Annotated in this window: 13 protein-coding genes; 5 read left to right on the top strand and 8 right to left on the bottom strand. The window is 71.7% G+C overall.

The features are described 5' to 3' along the window. Position 1: 1 nt before the first annotated feature. From ACILR4_RS07215 to ACILR4_RS07200, 4 genes are read right to left on the bottom strand one after another with little or no spacing between them, the layout of a single operon-like run. On the bottom strand, positions 2 to 1,066 hold the full coding sequence (locus tag ACILR4_RS07215) for a WD40/YVTN/BNR-like repeat-containing protein (RefSeq protein ID WP_395700164.1): 1,065 nt from the start codon (positions 1,064 to 1,066) through the stop codon (positions 2 to 4). A gap of 28 nt (positions 1,067 to 1,094) precedes the next feature. After that, positions 1,095 to 2,444 (bottom strand): DUF1329 domain-containing protein, encoded by a 1,350-nt coding sequence (locus ACILR4_RS07210; protein ID WP_395700163.1) that lies wholly within the window; start codon positions 2,442 to 2,444, stop codon positions 1,095 to 1,097. A 17-nt stretch (positions 2,445 to 2,461) separates the two neighbouring features. Beyond that, entirely contained in the window at positions 2,462 to 4,183 is a 1,722-nt protein-coding gene (locus ACILR4_RS07205) for a DUF1302 domain-containing protein (protein ID WP_395700162.1), read from the bottom strand. Between the two features lie 37 nt (positions 4,184 to 4,220). Next, positions 4,221 to 5,342 carry an FAD-dependent oxidoreductase gene (locus tag ACILR4_RS07200; RefSeq protein ID WP_395700161.1) on the bottom strand — a complete coding sequence of 374 codons (1,122 nt, stop codon included), beginning with the start codon at positions 5,340 to 5,342 and terminating at the stop codon, positions 4,221 to 4,223. A gap of 187 nt (positions 5,343 to 5,529) precedes the next feature. Here ACILR4_RS07200 and ACILR4_RS07195 point away from each other — a divergent pair, with 187 nt between their 5' ends. Then, positions 5,530 to 6,447: a LysR family transcriptional regulator gene (locus tag ACILR4_RS07195; RefSeq protein WP_395700160.1), complete on the top strand. Its 918-nt coding sequence runs from the start codon at positions 5,530 to 5,532 to the stop codon at positions 6,445 to 6,447. A 110-nt stretch (positions 6,448 to 6,557) separates the two neighbouring features. Continuing rightward, on the top strand, positions 6,558 to 6,899 hold the full coding sequence (locus ACILR4_RS07190) for an antibiotic biosynthesis monooxygenase (RefSeq protein ID WP_395700159.1): 342 nt from the start codon (positions 6,558 to 6,560) through the stop codon (positions 6,897 to 6,899). A gap of 39 nt (positions 6,900 to 6,938) precedes the next feature. On the opposite strand, the gene ACILR4_RS07185 is transcribed toward ACILR4_RS07190, so the two are convergent. The 3 genes from ACILR4_RS07185 to ACILR4_RS07175 are packed head-to-tail and all read right to left on the bottom strand — an operon-like array spanning position 6,939 to position 12,330. Next, positions 6,939 to 8,636, bottom strand: coding sequence for an FAD-binding oxidoreductase (locus tag ACILR4_RS07185; protein ID WP_395700158.1), 1,698 nt, complete (start codon positions 8,634 to 8,636; stop codon positions 6,939 to 6,941). Beyond that, positions 8,633 to 10,687 (bottom strand): acyl-CoA synthetase, encoded by a 2,055-nt coding sequence (locus ACILR4_RS07180; protein WP_395700157.1) that lies wholly within the window; start codon positions 10,685 to 10,687, stop codon positions 8,633 to 8,635. Before ACILR4_RS07180 ends, ACILR4_RS07185 begins: the two co-directional genes overlap by 4 nt. Next, a complete protein-coding gene (locus ACILR4_RS07175; protein WP_395700156.1) occupies positions 10,684 to 12,330 on the bottom strand; it encodes a phytoene desaturase family protein in 1,647 nt (548 codons plus the stop codon). Before ACILR4_RS07175 ends, ACILR4_RS07180 begins: the two co-directional genes overlap by 4 nt. A gap of 170 nt (positions 12,331 to 12,500) precedes the next feature. Between ACILR4_RS07175 and ACILR4_RS07170 the strand changes: the two genes are divergently transcribed. The 3 genes from ACILR4_RS07170 (at position 12,501) to ACILR4_RS07160 (ending at position 20,796) form a co-directional block, all read left to right on the top strand. Then, positions 12,501 to 13,541: an AraC family transcriptional regulator gene (locus tag ACILR4_RS07170; RefSeq protein ID WP_395700155.1), complete on the top strand. Its 1,041-nt coding sequence runs from the start codon at positions 12,501 to 12,503 to the stop codon at positions 13,539 to 13,541. A 131-nt stretch (positions 13,542 to 13,672) separates the two neighbouring features. Continuing rightward, the gene (locus ACILR4_RS07165) at positions 13,673 to 15,631 is read left to right on the top strand and encodes a hypothetical protein (RefSeq protein ID WP_395700154.1); all 1,959 of its coding nucleotides are present in this window, start codon (positions 13,673 to 13,675) and stop codon (positions 15,629 to 15,631) included. A 515-nt stretch (positions 15,632 to 16,146) separates the two neighbouring features. Continuing rightward, entirely contained in the window at positions 16,147 to 20,796 is a 4,650-nt protein-coding gene (locus tag ACILR4_RS07160; protein ID WP_395700153.1) for a PAS domain S-box protein, read from the top strand. Here the strand turns inward: ACILR4_RS07160 and ACILR4_RS07155 are convergent. After that, on the bottom strand, positions 20,783 to 21,757 hold the full coding sequence (locus ACILR4_RS07155) for a Bug family tripartite tricarboxylate transporter substrate binding protein (protein WP_395700152.1): 975 nt from the start codon (positions 21,755 to 21,757) through the stop codon (positions 20,783 to 20,785). The genes ACILR4_RS07160 and ACILR4_RS07155 overlap by 14 nt on opposite strands.

Below are 21,757 nucleotides of genomic sequence, written 5' to 3'. Positions count from 1 at the left end.
ATCACTTCGGCGTTCCGGCAGAAAGGTCCAGCGCCGCCACCCCTTGCACGCCCAGCGCGAGCAAAGGCGCGCCGGCGCGCGGCAGCAGGCCGTTCAGCGGTGGCAGCGGCGCGCGGTTCAGCGGCACGAAGCGGTCGCCGCGCAGCGCCATCACGAAGCCGGCCTGGTTGGCGGCCAGCAGCGCGCCGTCGGCGGCCAGCGCCGTCGCGGTGATCGAGACCGGCATCGGCGAGGCCAGCGCCGCCCAGCTCGCGCCGCCGTCGGCCGAGCGCCAGGCCTGGCCGCGCAGGCCGGCCAGCACGATCTCGTTCGCGGCGGTGAACTCGGCGCTGAAGATGCTGCCCTTGTACGGGGTCTCGACGCGGCGGAAGCTGCGGCCACCGTCCTGCGACAGCAGCACCAGGCCCTGCTCGCCGGCCATCAGCAGCGTGTCGCCCTGGCGGCGCAGCGTGTACAGGTGCAGGCCCTTCGGGTTGTCCAGCCGCGGCATCCACGAGGCCCAGTGCGCACCGCCGTCGTCGGTGGCGAAGGCGAAGCCATAGGCGCCGACGACGATCCAGCGCTGCGCATCGAGCATCAGCAAGTCGAGCAGCGGCTTGTCGGCGCCCTCGGCCACCAGGCGCTCGGCCTCCTTCAGTGCCCGCGCATCGTTGGCCGCACGCGCGGTCTCGAGCGCGATCTGCGCCAGGCGCCGGCCGTCGAGCTTGCGCGTCCAGCTGCGGCCGCCGTCGCTGGTGGCGAGCACCGTGCCGCCGTGGCCGACGGCAACGCCATGCGTGGCATCGGCAAAGCGCACCGCGGTCAGGGTCACGCTCACCGGCGTGGGCGCCTGGGTCCAGTGCAGGCCGTCGTCGGACAGCGCGACCAGCCCGCGCTCGCCGACGGCGACGAGGCGCGGGCCGGCCTGCGCCGCGCCGATCAGCACCGCGCGCTCGACCTGTCGCACCGCGACCGCGGGCCGGTCCAGCGCATCGCCGGCCGGTGCGGCCAAGGCCTGCAGCGTGCCGAGCAGCAGCAGTGCGGCGGGCCCGATCGTGCGGGCCGCGCGGTGGCGTGAGGGGGTCACCCAGGCGCTCCTTCGCATCGCCACGCGCTCAGCGCACGCCTTCGCCGGCCAGCGCGTCCGGCGAGAACACGCTGTCGGGGAAGCGCGGCTTGACCGGGTACTGCGAGGCCTTCGCGTTGTAGAGGTTGCCGACGAAGGCCTGCCCCGACACCAGGTCGTTGAAGCCGAAGCTCGCGATCGGCGTGCCCGGCAGGTCCGGCGCGACGAAGGTCTGCGCCCACAGCGTCTTCCACAGCTGGCCGTTGGCGTCCCAGCGGTCGCCCAGCACGCAGATCCAGGTGTCCTCGTCGCAGTAGTAGCGGCTCTTCGGCGCCTGGTGGCGCTGGCCGGCGCGCAGCGTGGCTTCCACCACCCACACGCGGTGCAGTTCCCAGCGCATGTGGTCGGGGTTGAAGTGGTTCTTCGACAGGACCTCGGCGTCGGTCTTCGGCTGCAGGAAGCGGTTGGCGTTGTAGGGAATGAGCATCTCCTGCTTGCCCAGCAGCTTCCAGTCGAAGCGGTCGAGCCGGCCGCTCCACACCTCGATCTCGTCGAAGCTCATCACGCCGGCGGCCGCCGGGGTCGGCGTGTCGCAGCAGGGGTTGGGCAGCTTGCGCACGCGGCGCTGGCCGGTCAGGTAGACCCAGCCCTGGCTCTTGCTGCCGTCGAGGTTCTCGCGGCCGACGATCGCCTCGCCGGCGCGGATCGGCGGACCCGCGTTGATCAGCCGGATCAGCCAGAAGTCGTTGCTCTTCGCGAAGCTCTCGGCGCTGCCGTCTTGGAAGTAGTACGGCATCTGCTGCTCGGCGCGGCCGTCGGTGGTCAGCACGGCCTTGCCGTCGGCGGTGAGCTGGTACTGGTTGACGTTGAACTCCCAAGAGGTTCCGCGCCAGCGCAGCATGTGGTTCCACATCACCTCGGCGCCGGTCTTCGGGATCGGGAACGGAATGCCGCCGTAGGCGCCTTCGACCACGTCGCCGTGCAGCTTGGCCCGCGTCGCGTTTTTGAAGGTGTTCTCGTAGACCCAGGCCGGCGCGGCGGCGGTGCGCTGCGTCGGGTAGACGTCGATGCGGTAGCTGTCGGGGTACTTCTTCAGCATCGCCTTCTGCCCTTCGGTGAGCTGGGCGGCGTGCTGGTCCAGGTTCTTCGCGTTGATCGAGTACAGCGGCTTGTCGGCCTTGAACGGGTCCCCGCGGCGGCCGCCGGGCGTGTCGCCGGCGATGGGCTTGGTGAAGCCACCGGTCCACGCGGGGATCGTGCCGTCCTTGTTGCCGGCCTTCTCGGCGCCGAAGGGCGTGAGCTCGGAGCGCAGCTTGGCGGCCTCGTCGGTGCTAACGGCCGAATGCGCCGGCCAGCCAGCGGCCGCCAGTGCGGCCAGCAGCGTGATGCGGAAAATCATGGTCGTGGTCTCCTGGTTCAGAACGTGCGGCGCAGCGAGAGCGCGACGTGGTCGCGGTCGGCCAGCGGATTGCCGCGGCCGAAGCTCGGTGACCCGCCGGCGAGGATGGGCGAGTAGTCGACAAAAGGCACCGCCTTGCCGATGTAGTGCGTGAAGTTCAGCGAGAACTGCCACACGCCGAGGTAGCTGCCCTCGAGGCCCAGGTTCGCGCTGCCGGTCTTCGCCGCGCCCCAGCCGGCGCCCGTGACCGACGAATAGCCGGCCAGCATGTAGCGCAGGCCGATCGGCACGCTCAGGTCCAGCCCCGGCAGCGCCTGCCGGTAGCTGGGCGTGAAGATCAGCTGCAGCGCGGTGGCGTCGCGCGTGGCGGCCTTGTCGAGCTCGCCGTTCGGGTCGTCCTTGGACAGCACGCGGTTCCAGGCGATCTCGGCGACCAGACTCGACTCGCGCGCAATGAAGCTCGGCCCGAAGGTGGCCAGCGTCGACAGGTTCAGGTGCGCGGTGCGGCCGAGCGCGGCCTGCGGCTGCGGCGCGCCGAAGCCGCCGGGGTAGATCATGTTGGTGCTGCGCAGCGGCATGCCGTCGCGCACCGAGGCTTCGCCGGCGACGTTGAAGTCGCCGAGGGAATGCGAGGCGCTCACGCCCACCGTCTTGATGTTCTCGGGAAACGTGTAGAACCAGCTGCCCGGCAGCGTGCCGAAGGGGCTGGGCGGCGCGGCCGGGTTCAGGTTGCCGTAGAGTTGGCCTGACTTGTCGTGATAACGCGCGACATACGCGCCCATGTCGGTCTCGCCGACGCGCCACTTCAGCTGCAGGCCGAACTGGCCGCCGTTCTTCGGCTTCTGGTCCGCGCCCGGCGCCAGCACGTAGTTGCCCGAGATCGGCGTGCCGGCCGGGATGCTGACGAACTCCGGCTGCTGCGATCCCCAGGGCACGTTGGCGGTGGAGAAGTAGCTGCCGGCCGGGGCCAGCCGGTCTTCTTCCCAGCGGAACTGCACATAGCCGCCGAGCGAGAGCTCGGGCGTCAGCTGCAGCTGCGCCGACAGCTGCGGCACCGGCCGGATGATTTCCTTGAACTGCGCGTTCGGCGCGGCGAGCAGCTTGTCGATGTCGACCGGGCCCTGCGCGCGGGCGATGCCGTTGTCGCCGAAGAACAGGCTCTCGCCGTACTGCAGCGCATGGCGGCCCAGGCGCGCGGTGAGCTTCATGCCGTTGTCGAGGCGCCAGCCGCCGAAGACGAAGGCATCGAGCAGCTCGGCCTTGTCGCCGGCGATCTTCTTCGTGGTCTCGGGAAAGGCATCGAACGGCGCCTGGCCGAGGGTCGGATCGTTGTCGGCCTTCGTCTTGCGGTGCAGCCGGTCGTCGTACCAGGCGGCCGCGCTGAGGCGCACACCGAAGTCGCGGCGCCACACGGCGTCGAACTCCGACAGCAGGTCGACGCGCGCCGACACCAGGCCCTTGTTCTGGAAGTTCTGGTCGCCGGCGTTGAAGTTCAGCGCCTGCGGAAACGCGAAGCTGGCCGGTGCCGGTGCCGGCGCGCCGGTGGGCACCTGGCGGAACGAATCCTTCAGCGCCGGGTCGGCGGACTCGGTGCGCAGCTTGGCGCTCAGGCGCACGCTGTTGTCCCAGCGGACCGACCAGTCGGCATTGCCGGTGTCGACCTCGAAGGCCTGCGCGCCGCTGGCCAGCAGCGCCGCGCCGGCAACCGCGCTCAGCCGCGGCAGCTTGTCTCTTCGCATCTCTCGTCTCCTGTGGGTATCTCTTGGAAGGTGGTGCTCAGGCCGGCTGCGCCAGCGTGCGCATCAGCCGCTGCATCAGCTGGCCGAGGTCCGCGGTGCCGTCGGGTCGCAGGTCCCAGTGCGCCGCGGTGCTGGCCATCTCGTGCACCTGCCGGGCGCGCGCGCTGCGGCGTTGCTCGAAGGCGCGGAACAGCGCGTCGCGCTCGGTGGCGGTGGCCAGCAGGTCGGCCAGCACGCGCGCGTCTTCGACCGACTGCGCCGCGGCCTGGCCGAAGTGCGGCGGCAAGGCATGCGCGCCATCGCCGACCGCCAGCACCGGGCCGCTGTGCCAGGGGCTGTCCAGCACGCCGGAGAGCACCGGGCGCGTGGCCACCGGCGTGTCGTCGCGCAGGTGCGCCGCGAGGGCCGCCACCGGCGGCGCAAAGGCCTGCAGCGCGCGGCGCAACTGCGTCGGCGCCGGCAACTCACCCTGCAGCGGGGTTGGCTCGGTGACGGCGATGCCGGCAGTGCCGTGCTGCACCGGCAGCACGATCGCGCGGTGGCCGGGGCCGCCCATCGCGACCAGCGGACGGTCCAGCCGCGGCGGGCGCTGCACCAGCGCGTAGTGCCAGGCCTGGCCCAGTGGCGCCACCGGGCGTGCGGCCGGGAAGATCGCCGCGCGCAGCGGGCTGCGCGCGCCGGTGGCCAGCAGCACGATGTCGGCCTCGAGTCGGCGCTCGCCGCCGAGCACCACGCGGGCGCGGTCACCGACGGCTTCGATCGCGTCGACACGCTGGCCGCGCAGCAGCTCGGCGCCGCAGCGCACCGCCGCCTGCGCCAGCAGTGCATGCAGGTCGCCGTGGGCAATGCCGACCGCGGCCGGCAGCCGCGGCCCCGCGAGCCGTTCGGTCGGCAGCTCGAACAGGCGCCGACCCTGGCGGTCGATGACCTCGATGCCGTGGTACGCGAAGCCGGCCCGCACGCAGTCGTCGGCCACGCCCAGCGCCGCCAGGTCGCGCAGCATGCCCGGCACCACGTCGATCGACGCGGGCAGCTGGCGCGGCAGCGCGGCCTCGTCGACCAGCTGCACCGCATGGCCCTGCCCGGCCGCGGCCAGCGCGCAGGCCAGCCCGGCAATGCCGGCGCCGACCACGCAGATGCGCAGCTGCTGCAGCGTCATGGCCGTGCCTCCGGCGTGGCAGGCACGAGTTCGCCCTCCGCATGGCCGTGAGCCATTCGTCGTCTCCGTGTCGTGTTGGGGAATCGGGTTGACGAGAGATTACGGACGAGGACGTGCCGCGCAAAATGGTTTGGATCCATGCGGCGCATCGATGCCGCGAATACTTTTCGGGTTAACCCGCGGCCCCATGCGCTTCAACAAGCTGGACCTGAACCTGCTCGTCGCCCTCGATGCGCTGCTCACCGAGCGCAGCATCACGCGGGCGGCGGAGCGGCTGCACCTGTCGCAATCGGCGATGAGCAATTCGCTCGGCCGGCTGCGCGACTACTTCGAGGACGAGCTGCTGGTGCAGGTCGGCCGGCAGATGGAGCCGACACCGCGCGCCGAGCTGCTGCGGGAAGCCGTGCGCGACGTGCTGCTGCGCATCGAGACCTCGGTCGCGGCCCAGCCGCGCTTCGACCCGACGAGCTCGGACCGCGAGTTCCGGCTCTTCGTCTCCGACTACTCGATGACGGTGCTGATGCCGCAGGCGCTGGCACTGGCCGCCGGCATGGGCTGCACCGTGCGCTTCAACCTGCTGCCGCAGGTGCAGAACCCGGCGCGCCCGCTCGAGCGCGGCGAGGCCGACCTGCTGGTGATCCCGAAGGCCTACTGCTCGCCCGAGCATCCGACCGAGATCGTCTACGACGACAGCTTCGTCTGCGTGGTGTGGTCCGGCAGCCGCCATGCGCGCGAGCCGATGAGCTTCGAGCGCTACGCCGAGGCCGCGCATGTGGTGATGGTGCCGGTGAGCACCACGCAGCCGGCCTTCGAGAGCTGGTTCGCGCAGCGCTACGGCCTGTCGCGCCGCATCGAGGTCACGACCTACAGCTTCGCGGCGCTGCCGCACCTGGTGATCGGCACCGAACGGATCGCCACCGTGCACACGCGGCTCGCGCGGCTGCTCGCACCGGCGCTGCCGGTCACGCTGCTGCCCATGCCGATGCCGATGCCGCCGCTGGAGCAGGCGCTGCAGTGGCACAAGTACCGCTCGACCGACCCGGGCCTGATCTGGCTGCGTGGCCTGCTGCAACAGGCCGCACGGGCGATGCCGGCGGGCGCCTGAGCAGTTCGGAGCTTGGCGCTTGGCAGCCACTTGACCTCATCCTTGCTTGAGGTTTCAGACTCCGTCCCGTTTCGTGCGCATCCCGCGCACTTCCGCTGGAGTCAAGCGACATGCCGACCACCTCACCCGCCGTTCCCCCCGTTTCCCCCGCCTTCCGGATCGACCGCTTCGACGTGCCACGCGCCGCGCTGGCGCCGTTCATGGCGCGACTGAAGAACACCCAGAACCTGCTCGGCGGGTTCGAAGGCTGCCGGCAGAACCTGGTGCTGCAGGGCCCGGCGCAGGGCGACTCGATCGCCGTCGTCACGGTGGTCGAGTGGGCGAGCGAAGACGCCATGGCCGCCGCCAAGGCCGCCATGCAGGCGCACTACGCCCGCGAGGCCTTCGAGCCCGCGGCCTTCATGCAGGCGCTGGGCGTCCGGCCGGACCTGGCGGTCTACCACCCGGCCTGAGCCGCGGCCCGCGTGAAGACATTGCCGGCAGCGCCAGCGTCAGCGCGCCGTGGCGCCCGTGATGCCCACCGGACGCCGGCACGGATCGACCAGCACGCCGGGGTTCATCACCCCGTGCGGGTCGAGGACCTGCTTCGCGCCCGCGAGCGCCGCGCGCATCAGGGCCGGCACCTCGACCTCGTAGCCGCTGCGATGGTCGCGCCCGACCGCGTGGTGGTGGGTGCAGGTGCCGCCATGGCCCACCACGGCGGCGTTGCAGGCGAGCTTGATGTCCCGCCACATCGCCAGCGCACTGGCCAGGTCGGCGCTGGTGCTGCCGGCCGCAGCAAACGAGAAGTAGGGCGCGGGGCCATCGGGATAGACGTGGGTGAAGCGGCACGACACCACTGCCGCGTGGCCGGTGACGCGGCGGATGGCCTCTCCCACGTCCTCGCGCACGCCGTCGTAGAACGCTTCGAAGCCGCTCCAGGTGATGGCGCTCTCGAAGGTGTCGAGGATGGCGGCATGCCGGGTGGTCTCGTCGCGCCAGTAGGGCATGCGCAGGAAGGCGTCACGCCATTGCCCGGCCGAGCCCTGTCGGTGCGCGGCCTCGGCGTCGACGGCCACCGGCGCCATCGAGCGCTGGACCTCCTCGGCGTCGAAGCGGCCCCCATGGTCGGCGACCAGTTCCAGCGCGCGCGACATCCAGGCCTGCAGCGGATGATCGGCCGACTCGAACGCCAGCACCAGCGTCGGACTCTTGCGGTCGCCAACGCCCGCGAAGGCCACCTCGGCGGCGTCCAGCAGGCGGCAATTGCTCGGTTGCAATCCCGACTGGGACAGCGCGCGCGCGCAGGCCACGGCCGCGCGGTAGTCGGCGAAGCGCACCGATGCGGCGGCGCGAAACCGCGGCCGGTCCTGCAGGCGGACCCAGGCCTCGGTGATGACGCCCAGCATGCCCTCGGAGCCGATCACCAGCCGATCGGGCGCGGGCCCGGCACCCGAGCCGGGCAGGCGCCGCGTCTGGACCAGGCCCGCAGGGCTGATCATCCGCGTGCTCTGCACGAAGTCGTCGATGTGCGTGTACTGCGTGGCGTAGTGGCCGCCTGCGCGGGTGGCGATCCAGCCGCCCAGCGTGCTGAACTGGAAGCTCTGGGGATAGTGGCGCAAGGTGAGCCCGTGCGGCCGCAACTGCGCTTCCAGGTCGGGTCCGAGCACGCCCGCCTGGATGCGCGCCGAGCGGCTGGCGCGATCGATCTCCAGCACGCGGCTGAAGCACTCCATGTCCAGTGACACGGTGGCCGCATAGCTGCTGCCGACCGCCGGTTCGACCCCGCCCACCACGCTGGTACCGCCACCGAAGGGCACCACGGCCACGTTGTGGCGGCTGGCCCAGTCGAGCACGTCGATGACCTGGGCTTCGTCGCGCGGGAAGGCGACCCAATCGGGAGCCTGCGGCACCTGGCGCAACCACATGCGCGCCACGTCCGCGAAGCCCTTGCCGTAGGCATGCGTCAGGCGGTCGTAGCGGCTGCAGGACAGCACGGCGCGCAGCGAGTCCGGTGCGGCCACGCGCGGCGGCGCCAGCGTGAAATCGTCCTCGCGGGGCTCGGGCACGGGCAGGCCCAGCCCACCGGGCAATCGCCGCAACAGCCCCTGGACATGCCCGAGTTCCGCGGCGCTGAGCCCATCGTCGAGGTATCCCCAGCCCCAGAAGCGGCGGGCCGGCTTGGCCGACAGCGTGGCAATGCCGTTCATCGCGTCGTCTCGCTGACGAGGACATTGGGCGCCAGGTCGGTGTAGTGGGCGATGTCCTGCATCAACGCCGCGCCGTGGGCCGCCATGCCCGCCTGGAAGCCCGCCAGGGTGTCGAACAGCAGGTGCGCAGCGGCCACCACGGGCGGCGGGCCGCCGGCCCCGTCGGCCAGGCACTGGTCCATCTCCACCCGCTGCAGGCCGTGCTGGCCCAGCAGCCGCTGGATCAAGGCGCGGTGATGCGACTGGTAGTAGGCATGGTCGAAACGCTGGCCGGCGGCGCCGGCATAGGACACGGTGACACGGATCATCGAAGTCTCCTGGCTGGAGTGGTGTGGAGGAACGCTTGCGGGGGCGGCAGGGTCGGCCTGGGCGCCTGCCATCGCCCGCAGCCGCAGCTTGTCGAGCTTGCCGACGGGCGTGAGCGGCAATGCCGGCAGCACGGTGAGCGCCACCGGCTGGGCAACCGGATCGCCCAGCCTCTGGCGGCAGTGGCCCAACAGCGTGTCGGGCGTGGCCTGGGCGCCGGGGTGCAGCGACACGAAGGCCACCGGCAGTTCGCCCGCCTGGGGGTCGGGCCGGCCCACCACGGCCGCGGCGGCCACTGCCGGATGCGCATGCAGCACCTCTTCGACCGCCTTCGGATCGATGCTGTGGCCGCTGCGCTTGATCATGTCCTTGGCGCGGCCGGTGAGCCAGAAGTAGCCTTGCGCGTCCTGGCGCCCCAGGTCGCCGGTGTTGAGCCAGCCCGGCGCGGCAAAGGCTTCCGCGGTGAGGGCGTCGTCGGTGTAGCCCGCGAACACGTTCGGTCCGCTGATCAGCACCGCGCCCAGCTCGTCCACGGCACAGTCGCGCAGCCAGCGCCCCTGCTCGTCCAGGCAGGCGGTCTTCATGGCCTGGTAGGGGTAGCGCAGGCCGATCGATCCGATGCGCCGCTCGCCCTGGGGCGGGTTGACGCTGGACACGCAGGTGCCCTCGGTCAGGCCGTAGCCCTCGAGGATGCGCAGTCCCGTGTGCCGCTCGAATGCCTCGAACAGCGCGACCGGCAGCGGCGCCGACCCGCAGATGGCGAAGCGCAGGCTGTCGAGCCGCGCGCCCTGCGTGTCGACATTCAGCAAGGCGGCATAGACCGACGGCACGGCGTTGAAGGCAGTGGCCGCGAAGCGCGTCACGGTGCGCCAGAAGCCGGCCAGCACGCCGGCGCCCCGGTAACCCTCTGCGCCCAGCATCACCACATGGGCACCGACCGACAGCGGCGACAGGCTGGCCGGGATCACGGCATGCACATGGAACAGCGGCAGGCCCAGCAGGCACACATCGTCCTGGCTCAGCGCGGCCAGGTGGCTGAAGGCCCAGGCCTCGTAGACCTGGTTGCGCTGGCTGTGCCGGGCCACCTTGGGCGCACCGGTGGTGCCGCCGGTGTGGAAGCAGGCGGCCAGCGCGTCGGCGTCCTTCTCCGGCTCGAAGCGCAGGCGATCGGCAGGCTGCAGGGCGCAGAGCCGGTCGAAGTCGTGCACCTGCACCGACCCCGCCGGCGCCGCGCCGTCCGGCGCGCCCAGGGCGATCAGGTGGCGCACGCCGGGTGCGCCGGCCACGGCGGCCTGGGCCCGCGCCCACAGCGTGGGCGACAGTGCCGGGCCGGGCGCAATCAGCGCCCTGCACCGCGACGCAGTGAGGATGCGCGCCACCTGGTCCGGCCCCTGCAGCGGGCTGATCGGGCAGGCATGGCCGAGCGCCTGGGTGCCTAATATCGAAAAGTAGGTCTGCGGCAGGTTGGGCAGCAGGATGCCCACGCCGTCCTCGGGCTGCAGCCCCAGCGCGTGCAGCGCATTGGCCACCTGGCGCGCGGCGCCGAGCAAGGCCGCATGCGACCAGGTGGTCACCTCGTCGTCGGGCAGCCCGTTGGGCAGGAAGCTGATCGCAGGCCGGGACCCGAAGCGCGCCGCAGCACGCTCGATCAGGCCCCAGACCGTGCGCGCAGGCAGGCGCTGTGCCAGGGGCGCCTCGGCTTCCAGCGCCTCGATGTCGGCCAGGCAGGCGATGCCGCGGCTCATCCGCGCAGCCCCTGGAACAGGTCCCGGCCCAGCACTGCCGAGGCCGCGATCACGCCGCCCACCATCGCACCGCTGACCCCCGCCGCGGCCACGTCCTGGCCGCTGAAGACCAGGCCGTCCACCGGCGCATGGGCCCGCATCCAGCGTTGCGCGAAGCGCGCCGGCGTCTGCGCGAAGGACATGAAGTCGCCCCGATCGCGGTTGAGAAAGTGGTTGAAGCTCAACGGCGTGGCCAGTTCGGCATGGGCCACGCGACCCTGGACCTGCGGGTAGTGGCGGTACACCTCGGCCAGCATCTCCTCGGTCAACCGGGCCTTCAGCTCGGCGTACTCGGCACCCCGCTTCATCCAGCCGGTCCCGGCAAAGGGCTCGTACAGGCGCCAATCGGTCATGCTGCAGATGTCGATCGTGCTGCGGCCCGGGTAGCGGTCGGGCCAGCTGGGGTCCTTGGCCGACGGCTGCGAGATGAAGTGCAGCGGCATCGGTGTGTCCCGCGGGGCGGCCGCGTAGCGCTGCCAGTTGCCCACCAGGTCGTTCGACGGGTGGATCCACAGGTTGGCGGGGTGCATGTCGAGCTCGGCGTTGGACGCCTCGATGCCGATGTTCAGCGCCAGGTAGCACTGCGACAGCGGCATGGCATCCGCGGTCTGGCGCAATGCCGCAGCAGCGGCCGATGCGGCCGGTGCGGCCGCTGCGGCCGAGTCGCCGCCCGTTGCGCCGTCGCTCGGCAGCAGGCGCAGCGTCTGGGCGATGCCGATGCCGCTGATCACCACCGGCGCCTCCAGCCGATGGCCGTCGGCCATCACCACGCCGACCACGCGCTGCCGGTGCAGCAGCAGCTGCCGCACCTCGGCCGACACCAGCACCAGGCCGCCCGCGGCACGGACGGTGTCGGCCATGGTCTCGGCAATGCGTGCCGCGCCGCCCACCGGAAAGCTGGCGCCATCCAGGTAGTGGGCAATGACCATCGCATGCACCGCGAACGAGGCCTGGTCGGGCGGCAACGAATAATCCCCATAGTGACCGCACAGCACGGCCGTCAGCTCGGCGTTGTCGGTCAGGCCGCGCAGCACCTGCAGCACGGTCTGGTCGGACAAGGCCCGGAAGGCCGGCGCCACTTCGGCATGGCGTGCGTCTGCCATGGCGAGCGGCAGCGCACGTTCGCCGAAATAGCCCTTGGCCGCGCGGTTGGCCGCCAGCACCAGCGCCACGTAGCGGTCGATGGCCGCGGCCTCGGCCGGGAAGTAGTCCTTCATCCGCGCCTTGAAGGCCTCGGCGCCCGCGTGGTAGTCGTAGCGGCGGTCTGCAATGACGATGCGGTTGTAGACCTCGGGCATCGGCGCCCAGGCCAGACGTCCTCGGGTGACCCGGTGGAACAGCCGCGCCAGGCCGCTGTTGGGGCGCTGCACTTCGCCCATGTAGTGCAGGCCCACGTCCCACTCGTAGCCATGGCGCTTGAACACCTGCAGGCAGCCGCCCGGCACGGCATGCCGCTCCAGCACCAGCACACGCCGGCCCTCCAGCGCCAGCAACGCGGCGCTGGTCAGGCTGCCGGCACCCGAGCCGATGACCAGGGCATCGAAGGGTCGCGCCAGGTCGCCCCGCGCCAGCGCGCGCTTGTAGCTCGGGTCGGCTTCGCTCACGGCAGGATTCGGCAAGGCGGTCACTCCACTGGATGGCTGTCGGTCGTGAACCATTGTTGAAGCCGGGGTGGCAAGCCGACGTGCGACGACGCGCCAAACAATTGATCTGACACGCCATCCGGGACTGCACATCTTGACGTGCCCGCGCCGTGCCCCCTAGCGTTCGGTCCATGACCCACGCCCAGACCGTGATCGGCACCTGGCTGGTGGGCGTGCTGGAGCAATTGGCGTCGCAGGGCATCGGCCAGAGTGGCCTGGGCGATGGCACCTGGCTTCAGGATGCCTGCCGGCGCGCGCCGACGCGCCAGCTCAACCTCGTGGTGGCACGCCGACTCTGGCAACAGGCGGCCGAGCAGTCCGGCGATCCCTTGCTGGGCTTGAAGGTGGGCGGTGCCCTGCCCCTGCAGGCGATGAATGTCGTGGCCCTGCTGGTGATGCAGAGCGCCAGCCTGCGCCAGGCGCTGGCCTTGAGCATTCGCTACCAGTCGCTGGTCAGCAACTCCGGCCGCCTGCGGGCCAGGCCGTTGCCCGATGGCCTGCGCGTGGACTATCAGGTCACGCCCTGTCCGGTGGCGATGCATGCCAGCCAGATCGACAGCGTGTTCGCCGGCTACCTGTCGCTGCTGAGGCACTGCGCACCGCCAGGTGTCAGGCCCCGACGGGTCGCCCTCCCGGCGCCTGACCTGCGGCTGCGTTCCGCCTACGAAGCGGCCTTCGGCTGTCAGGTCGTGTTGGGCGCCGCGCAGGCCTGCTTCGAGTTCGATCACGCGGCGCTGGACCGGCCTTTCCTGGCCGCCGATCCGCATTTGCTGCAGATCGCCCAGGCGCGTGCCGACGAGATGCTGCGATCCCAGGGCCATGCAGAGAGCCTGGTCGATCACGTCCAGGCCGCCTTGATGGCCCAGGGCCTGGGCGCGGTGGACTGCGCGCAGGTGGCCCGCGCGCTCGGCATGAGCACCCGCACGCTGCAGCGCCGCCTGTCGGCGGCGGGCACCAACTTCCGGCAGCAGGCCGAGGCTGCGCGCATGAACGAGGCCTTGCGCCTGTTGGCCAATGCGGCGCTGCCCTTGTCCAGCCTGTGCGACAGGTTGGGCTATGCGGAGCCCAGTGCGCTGTCCCACGCCATTCGAAGCTATTGGGGCGCCTCCCCCAGCGCACTGCGTGCCGAACTGAGAGCGCGTCGCCCCGGCGTCGCAGAGCCGGTGGCCTGACTCCCGACAGCCCATGTCACGGCGCGTCGGGCGCGCAGCACGTGCCGCGCAGCGCCGCGCAATCGCCCCCGGCCCGAGCGGGGGTACCCCGCACATCCCGTAGCATGCGCCGCAAAGGAGCAGGCGCCGCCATGGGGATCCTCAGCCGATTCGTCACCATCATCATCACCACCACTGCGCTGGTGTCGTGCGGGGGCGGTCAGTCTGCCGACACGCCGGCGCAGCCGCGGCGGCAGGCGCTGGCGGCGGTGCAGCTGCTGTACCAGCCGGCCCAGCTCTTCAGCTATGCCGAGCGTGCCTACCCGACGCTGTTCCCGGCCGGGCCCGCGAACCAGACCATCGACAGCGGCGGCCAGCGCTACACGGTGCGCTACTACGCCAGCACCGGCAACTACCTCGGCATTGGCGAGGGTGACGGCGTCGTCTATGGCCTGGGCCCCTTCACCGGCGGCACGCTGACGAGCCTGGGCGCGGCGAATGACTACTACTGCCAGGCCACCGACCAGGCCTGCGCCTACGGCCGCGTCGGCGCCGCCAGCGCGTGGGACGCTGCGCGCGTGGACTTTCGCTGCGCCAAAGGGACGGTGACCAGCGGGACCACGGACGCCGCCGGTCGCTACACCAAGTTCTTCGCGGCCGACGCCCTGCCCTGCCTGGTGCGGGCCACGGCAACCGACGGCCAGGTGCTGTACTCGGTGATCGCCAGCGTCGTGGGCGCCTTCGGCGGCTCCTACAACGTCCACATCACGCCGATGACGAGCCTGGCAGTGGCCTACCTCGCCGGCGGCGCGCCGTCGGCGTTCTACGAGGGCTTCTCGGCCGCCCAGGCCGACCGCCTGGCGCCGGCGGCGGTGGCCGCCGCCGCGACCTCGGTGGTGTCCACGCTGCGCACGGCGGGCCTCGACTTCACGCCCGGTGGCGACATCTTCAACGGCATCCTGTCCCACGGCGCGAACGGCTCGGCGCAGGGCAAGCTGCTGGTGCAGCTGGCTGCCAAATTGAGCGGCAGCCTGACGCAGGCCACGCTCGAGGACGCCATCGCCCGCACCACCGCGGCCGCCAAGGCCGCGGGCACGCCCAGCCTGCCGCCCGAACTGCTGCTCGCCCCCGCGGCGCCGAACTGCAGCGCGCTGCGCAGCGGCAAGTACCTGTTCGCCACCAGCGACGTCGCCAATCCGCTGCTGACCCTGACCCTCGATGCGACCGCGCTGAAGCTGGTGGAGCCGAACCTGGCACTGACCGCCGCCGGCAAGTGCCACTACCAGCAGGGCGGCCTGGAGCTCGCGGTGTCGGACGCTGGCGTGCTGCTCGGCACCGTGCCGATTGGCAGCGCCACGCGGGCGGTGATCGGGATGCCGGCGCAGACCCTGGGCCTGGCCGACCTGGCCGGCCGCTGGAACGCCTTGAGCACCGGGCTCGACCCGCAGGCCGCGGCCGCGGGCTACCTGCACTCGGCCACCTCCACCTACGACGCCAGCGGCCGGTTGACCGAGCTGACCTACTGCGGCAAGGACGCCGGCAAGCTGGCCGCCGATTGCATCAGCGGCACGGGCACGCAGATCCCCGACATCCGTCTGAGCGTGGACGCGGGCGGTGGCTTCCTGGTCACCAACCGCGGCGACGGCAGCACCGGCCGGCTGGCGGCCTACCGCAGCGGCAGCGGCGAGCTGATGATGGTGCTGGGCGGCCGGCTGGCCTTCTCGACGCTGGCGCGACGCAGCGAGCTGCCCGAGCTGGGACGCGTGCAGGAGTTCTGGCAGCTCACCGTGTCCACCGCGGACACCGCGGCCGCGCAGATGACCCAGACCCGGCACACGGTGGTGGCCACGGACGCGACGACCGGAACCTTCCGCCGCGACAGCCTGATCAGCCCCACCGGCGCGACACGCCCGGAGCGGCTCGAGATCAACCGCTACCGCGAGGGCTACACGCACCGCATCCCCGAGACCGTGACCGGCAGCGACGGCAGCAGCCAGGCGGTCAGCGAGTTCCTCTCGCTGCCGATGCGCGGCGCCGGCCTCAACCCGGTGGCCGTGCTGGGCACGCCGCAGACGCTGAGCCTGTCGCTGCTCAAGAGCACCGCGCCCTGAGCAGCGGGCGTCTCGTACCGGCGCCGTTGGCGCCCTGGCCGGCCCCGCGCGGCGCCGGCTCGACATCCAGCCCCAGGTTCAGCAGCGCATAGCCGGCACTGCGGCCCGCGCCGGTGCGGTACAGGCCATCGGGCTGGTGCTGCCCGTTCGCGTTGCCGCGCGGCCGAACGAGCCGCCCAGCCCCTGCACCGAGGTGGCTGGTTCAAGCGCACACCGTCGAGGCAGACCGACAGGCCCTGCGGCGTGCCCGGCAATGGCGACGCGGTGAAGCCGCGGAACTGCAGGTCCGGCTGGAACGGATTGCCCTGCATCGCGTCCAGGCTCACGCTGCCGGCCTGGCGCAGCAGCAGCTCGGACACGGGCGCCCGGGCAGCGTTCAAAAGTTCACCAAACATCATATGATATGGACTGCAATTTCTAGCATTTCAATTGGCGTGAATTGATCTTTGTCAGGCCGCGCGCCGGGGGGCTGTGGCACCTTGCGGCCCAAGATCTGCAACCAACCCCAAGCCGCCATGGCCAGCAAGTCCGACGGCGCAATGCCGGCATCCGACGTCCCAGCACATGGGCCGCACCTCGCGCGGCCGCGCGGCCCGTCGCTGGCACGCTACCTGCGGCGCCTGATCTGGCTCTCGATGCTGCCGCTGCTGCTGCTGGCGCTGCTGCTGGGCGTCGATGGCGTGCGCCGCCTGCGTGCCGCCGACGACCGGGCGGCCGGCAGGCTCGCCACGCAGGTCGCGGTGGCGGTGGACGACACACTGCGCGGCCGCATCTCCGCGCTGAAGCTGCTGACACAGTCGCCCCTGCTGGACGAAGGGCGATTGGCGGACTTCCACCACCGCGCCCTGTCCTTCCGGGAGGAGTTCGGCAATGACCTGATCCTGGCCGACGCGCAGGGGCAGATGCTGCTGCACACGGGCCGACCCTTCGGCAGCCCGTTGCCGCCGCTGCCCAAGCCTGCCGGGCGCGCGGCCGCGCCAGCTGCGCTGGCCAGCGGCAAGCCGGCGGTGGGCGACCTCGTGTTGGGCCCCATCATCGGCAAGCCGCTGGTCGCGGTGGCGGTGCCGGTGCTGCGCCCGGGGCGGGCCCCGCGCGTGCTGCTCACCTCGGTGGGGGTGGAGCACTTCGCCCAGCTGATGCGCACGCTCCAGGTGCCCGCGGGTTGGCACCTGGGCCTGATGGACAGCACGCGCTCGCTGATCGTCGGCAACGTCGGCGCCGATCCAGGCCCAGAAGGCGGCGCCCGCCACACCGAAGCCTTGGCGACCGCACCGTGGACCGTGGTGGTCGATGTCACCGCCCGCAGCCGGCTGGAGCCGATCCTGGTGGCGAGCGCGCTGCTGGCCTCGGCGCTGATCGGCGCCGTGCTGATGGGGCGCCTGGTCGGGGCGCATGGGGGACGCCGGCTCGCCCGCGCCGTGGGCACGCTGGCCCAACCCGCGACGGCGGCGGCCGCGCCGGCGGCCGCGCCGCTGCCGATCGCCGAAATCACGGCCGCGCGCGAAGCGCTGCATTCGGTGCAGACCGGGCGCGAGACCGCACTGCAGGCGCTTCAGGCCAGCGAAGCCACCTTCCGCGCGATGTTCAACGGCCTGCCGGACGCGATGATCCTGACCGACGCGCAACGGCACATCCGCCTGGCCAACCCGGCCTTCACCGAGCTGTTCGGCTATGCAGCGGAAGAGGTGCTCGGCCGCCGCACCGAATTCCTGTATGCCGACGCGGCCGACTTCTCCGCCATCGGCGAAACCCGCTTCGCCAGCGCGATGGCGGGACGCCGCGAATCCTTCGAGGTGCGCTACCGGCGCCGCGACGGCAGCGAATTCTGGTGTGAATCGACCGGCATCCGCATCACCAACGACCGTGGCGAGCTGCAGGGCATGCTGGGCCTGCACCGCGACATCACCGCGCGCCGCCAGGCCGACGAGGCGCTGCGCCGTTCGCGTGCCCAGCTGGCCGCGCTGGTGCAGCAGGCGCCGCACTGCATCGCGATGTTCGATCGCCAGATGAACTACCTGGCCACCAGCCGCATGTGGCTGCAGCGCTTCGGCGAGGGCCATGCCGACCTGGTCGGCCGCAACCACTACGCGGTGCTGCCCGACCTGCCGGATGCCTGCAAGACGCTGCACCAGCGCGCGCTGGCCGGCGAGACGCTGCGCGACGACAACGACCACTGGCAGCGCGCCGATGGCACCGAGCTGTGGCTGCGCTGGGTGCTGCAGCCCTGGACCGACGAGCAGGGCGAGGTCGGCGGCGTGATCCTCTCGACCGAGGACCTCAGCGAGCAGCAGCGCGCCGAGCGCGATGTGCGCGAGGCCCGCGACCGCTTCGCGATGCTGTTCGACACCGCGCCGGTGGCCATGGTGGTAGGCAGCCTGGAGGATGGCCGCTTCGCCGAGGTCAATGCGGCCTTCGAGGCGCTGACGGGCCACCAGCGGGCCGATGTCGTCGGCCGCACCAGCGCCGAGTTCGGGCTCTGGCCCGACGACGCCTTCCGCGAGCGGGCCCACGAGCTGCTGCGCCGCCAGGGCCGCCTGCCGACCGCGGAACGCCAACTGCGGCGCCGCTCGGGCGAGACGCTGGAGGTCTCGTTCTCGGCCTGCCGGGTCGAGATCGCCGGCCGGCCGCACTTCATCGCGATGCTGGTCGACATCACGCCGCAGGTGCAGGCCCGCCGCACGCTGGAGCAGCAGCAGCAGGCGCTGGAGCAGCTGGTGGCGCAGCGCACCGCGGCGCTGGAAGCGGCCAACACGACGCTGGCCGAGCGTGCCGAGGCCATCTCCGACCTCTACGACAACGCGCCCTGCGGCTACCACTCGCTGGCGCCGGACGGCGCCGTCGTCGCGATCAATGCCACCGAGCTGGCGATGCTGGGCCGCACCCGCGACGAGGTCATCGGCCAGCCGATCGCGCGCTTCCTGTCACCGGCCAGCCAGGCGCTGTTCCGCGAGCGCTATGCCGAGTTCCAGCGCACCGGCGCCGCGCGCGACCTGGACTACGAGATCGTGCGCGGCGACGGCAGCCTGCTGCCGGTGCTGATCAGCGCCGTGATGGTGCGCGACGGCCAGGGCCGCCATGTGGGCAACCGCGCGACGATGGTCGACAACAGCGAGCGCCGCGCCCGCGAACGGCAGATCGCGGCGATGCAGGACGAGCTCTTGCGCCGCGCCGACGAGGCCGAGGCCGCCACGCGCGCGAAGAGCGCCTTCCTGGCCAACATGAGCCACGAGATCCGCACGCCGATGAATGCGATCCTCGGGCTCACGCACCTGATGGCGCGCGATTCGGCCGATGCGCTGCAACGCACACGGCTGGGCAAGGTGGACATCGCCGCGCGCCACCTGCTGCAGGTCATCAACGACATCCTCGACCTGTCGAAGATCGAGGCCGGCAAGCTGACGCTCGAATCCGTGGAGTTCACCCGCGACGACCTGATGAGCCGCGTGATGACGGTGGTCGCCGAAACCGCAGCCCACAAGGGCCTGGAACTGGTGCTCGACACCGACCACCTGCCCGCGCGCCTGCGCGGCGACCCCAAGCACCTGGCCCAGGCGCTGATCAACCTGCTGTCCAACGCGGTGAAGTTCACCGAGCACGGCTGGGTCCGCCTGAGCGCCAAGCTGCTGGCCGAGGCGGGCGATGGCCTGCTGCTGCGATTCGCCGTCAGCGACACCGGCATCGGCATTGCACCGGAGCGCCAGCAACACCTGTTCGAGGCCTTCGAGCAGGCCGACAGCTCCACCACCCGGCGCTACGGCGGCACGGGCCTGGGCCTGGCCCTGACGCGGCACCTGGCGCGCATGATGGGCGGCGATGCCGGCGTCGACAGCCAGGTCGGCCAGGGCAGCACCTTCTGGTTCACCGCCAGGCTGGGCCGCGCCGCGCCGCAGCCGGTGGCTGACACCTCGCTCAAGCTGCGCGGGCTGCGCCTGCTGCTGGTCGACGACCTCGACGAATCGCTGCAGGCCCTGGGCGACCAGTTGCGCCAGCTCGGCCTGCAGGTCGAGACCGAGCGCGACGGCGCAGCCGCGCTGCGCCACGCCGAGCAGGCGTTGGTCGATGGCCATCCCTTCGACCTGATGATGGTGGATTGGCAGATGGCCGGGCTCGATGGCATCGAGACCCTGGTCGGCTTGCGCCGCCTGCTCGGCGCGGGCATGCCGCCGTCGATCCTGATCACCGCCTTCGGCGACGACGCCGCACGCACTGCCTTGCAGGCGGCCGCGCTGTCCTGCCCGGTGATTGCCAAGCCGGCCACCGCTTCGACCCTGCACGACACCTTGGTGGCCGCCCTGCGCGGCCAGGAGCTGGCCGAGCCCGCGCTGGCGCACCCGGCCGACGCGCCCGCGCTGATGGCCGAACTGCGCCGCATCGCGGCCGGCCGCAAGGTGCTGCTGGCCGAAGACAACCCGATCAACCAGGAAGTCGCCGCCGAGTTGCTGGGGTCGCTGGGCCTGCAGGTCGACATCGCTGCCAATGGCCTGGAGGCAGTCGACAAGGCCACCCACGGCCAGCACGACCTGGTGCTGATGGACGTGCAGATGCCCGAGATGGACGGCCTGAGCGCGACGCGCGACATCCGCGCGCGCTGCGGCACGCAGCTGCCGATCATCGCGATGACCGCCAATGCCTTCGACGAGGACCGCGCCGCCTGCCTGGAGGCCGGCATGAACGACCACCTGGGCAAGCCGGTGGAGCCGGCAGAACTGCACGCCCGGCTGTTGCGCTGGCTGCCGGCACGGCCCCGGCCGCCGCAGTCTGACCCCGCCGCCCGCGCGCCGGCCGACGAAGGCGACGGGCTGCTGCGGGCGCTGGGCGCCATCCCGGGGCTGGACATCGCATCGACGCTGCCCACCTTCGGCGACCGCGGCCCGCTGCTCGCCAAGGTATTGCGTCGCTTCGTCGAAGGCTACGCGCCGGGCCGGCCCGAGCCGCGGCAGCTGATCTCGCCGGCCAGCCCGCAGGCACTGCAGGCCACCTGCCACTCGATCCGCGGCGCCTGCACGACGATCGGCGCGCTCGACCTGGCCGAACGGCTGCTGGTGATCGAGCGCCACGCACTCGACCCCGAAGCCGGGTCCGGGCTGAGCACGCTGGCGCTGCAGGCCCACGACGAGTTGCTGCGCATCAGCGCCGCACTGCGCGCCTGCCTCACTCCAGCGTGACCTTCGCGTCCTTCACCAGCCTGGCGAACTTCTCGGTCTCGTCCTTGATCTGGCGCGCCATCTGTTCGGAGGTATTGCCGATCGGCTCGGCGCCGATCTCGTCCATGCGCTTCCTGAACTCGGGCGACTGGATGATGCGCTGCATCTCGGTGGACAGGCGCGCGGTGATTTCCTTCGGCGTCGCCGCAGGCGCCAGCACGCCGAACCAGGTGCCGATGTCGAAGCCCTTGTAGCCGGCTTCGGCCAGGGTCGGCACCTCGGGCAGGGCCGACGAGCGCCGGGCCGTCGTCACCGCCAGTGCGCGCAGCTTGCCGGCGCGGATCTGTTGCAGCACCGGCGTCACGGTGTCGAAGCTCATGGTCACCTGGCCGCCGAGCAGATCCGTCGTCAGCGGCCCGCTGCCCTTGTACGGGATGTGCAGCAGCGGGATGCCGGCCAGCTGCTCGAACTGCGTGCCGATCAGGTGCTGCGCGGTGCCGTTGCCATTGGAGCCGAAGGTCAGCGGCTGCTTCGCGGCCTTGGCCAACGCCACCAGCTCGGCCACGTTGCGCACCGGCGTGGAAGCATTGACGACGAGGACATTGGGCACCAGCGCAATCGTCGTCAGCGGCACGAAGTCCTTCTGCAGGTCGTAGGGCAGCTTGCGGTAGACGCTGCTGGCAATGGTGTGGTGCACCGCGCCGACCAGCAAGGTGTAGCCGTCGGGCCTGGCCTTGGCCACGTAGTCGGCGCCCAGCGTCGCGCCGGCGCCGGGCTTGCTCTCGACGATCACCGGCTGGCCCAGCGCCTGGCCGAGCCGGTCGGCCAGCGAGCGGGCCAGCACGTCGGTGGTCCCGCCGGCGGCGAAGGGCACCACCAGGGTCACTGGCTTGGCGGGCCAAGTCTGGGCCCGGGCGGCGCCGGCCTGCAGGCCCAGCGTGGCGATGAAGGCGGCGCAGGCCGCGATGCGCAGCGGCCGCAT

Source organism: Aquabacterium sp. (assembly GCF_044226965.1).
GTDB lineage: Bacteria > Pseudomonadota > Gammaproteobacteria > Burkholderiales > Burkholderiaceae_C > Pseudaquabacterium.
The sequence above is the reverse complement of the archived record's forward strand: the minus strand, read 5'-3'. Positions and strand labels throughout refer to the sequence as shown.

Bases quoted from the DNA above. Each gene is read 5' to 3' on its own strand.
- ACILR4_RS07200 (WP_395700161.1), bottom strand. From the start codon at position 5,342: ATGACGCTGCAGCAGCTGCGCATCTGCGTGGTCGGCGCCGGCATTGCC.
- ACILR4_RS07185 (WP_395700158.1), bottom strand. From the start codon at position 8,636: ATGAACGGCATTGCCACGCTGTCGGCCAAGCCGGCCCGCCGCTTCTGG.
- ACILR4_RS07205 (WP_395700162.1), bottom strand. From the start codon at position 4,183: ATGCGAAGAGACAAGCTGCCGCGGCTGAGCGCGGTTGCCGGCGCGGCG.
- ACILR4_RS07155 (WP_395700152.1), bottom strand. From the start codon at position 21,757: ATGCGGCCGCTGCGCATCGCGGCCTGCGCCGCCTTCATCGCCACGCTG.
- ACILR4_RS07210 (WP_395700163.1), bottom strand. From the start codon at position 2,444: ATGATTTTCCGCATCACGCTGCTGGCCGCACTGGCGGCCGCTGGCTGG.
- ACILR4_RS07190 (WP_395700159.1), top strand. From the start codon at position 6,558: ATGCCGACCACCTCACCCGCCGTTCCCCCCGTTTCCCCCGCCTTCCGG.
- ACILR4_RS07195 (WP_395700160.1), top strand. From the start codon at position 5,530: ATGCGCTTCAACAAGCTGGACCTGAACCTGCTCGTCGCCCTCGATGCG.
- ACILR4_RS07160 (WP_395700153.1), top strand. From the start codon at position 16,147: ATGGCCAGCAAGTCCGACGGCGCAATGCCGGCATCCGACGTCCCAGCA.
- ACILR4_RS07180 (WP_395700157.1), bottom strand. From the start codon at position 10,687: ATGAGCCGCGGCATCGCCTGCCTGGCCGACATCGAGGCGCTGGAAGCC.
- ACILR4_RS07170 (WP_395700155.1), top strand. From the start codon at position 12,501: ATGACCCACGCCCAGACCGTGATCGGCACCTGGCTGGTGGGCGTGCTG.
- ACILR4_RS07165 (WP_395700154.1), top strand. From the start codon at position 13,673: ATGGGGATCCTCAGCCGATTCGTCACCATCATCATCACCACCACTGCG.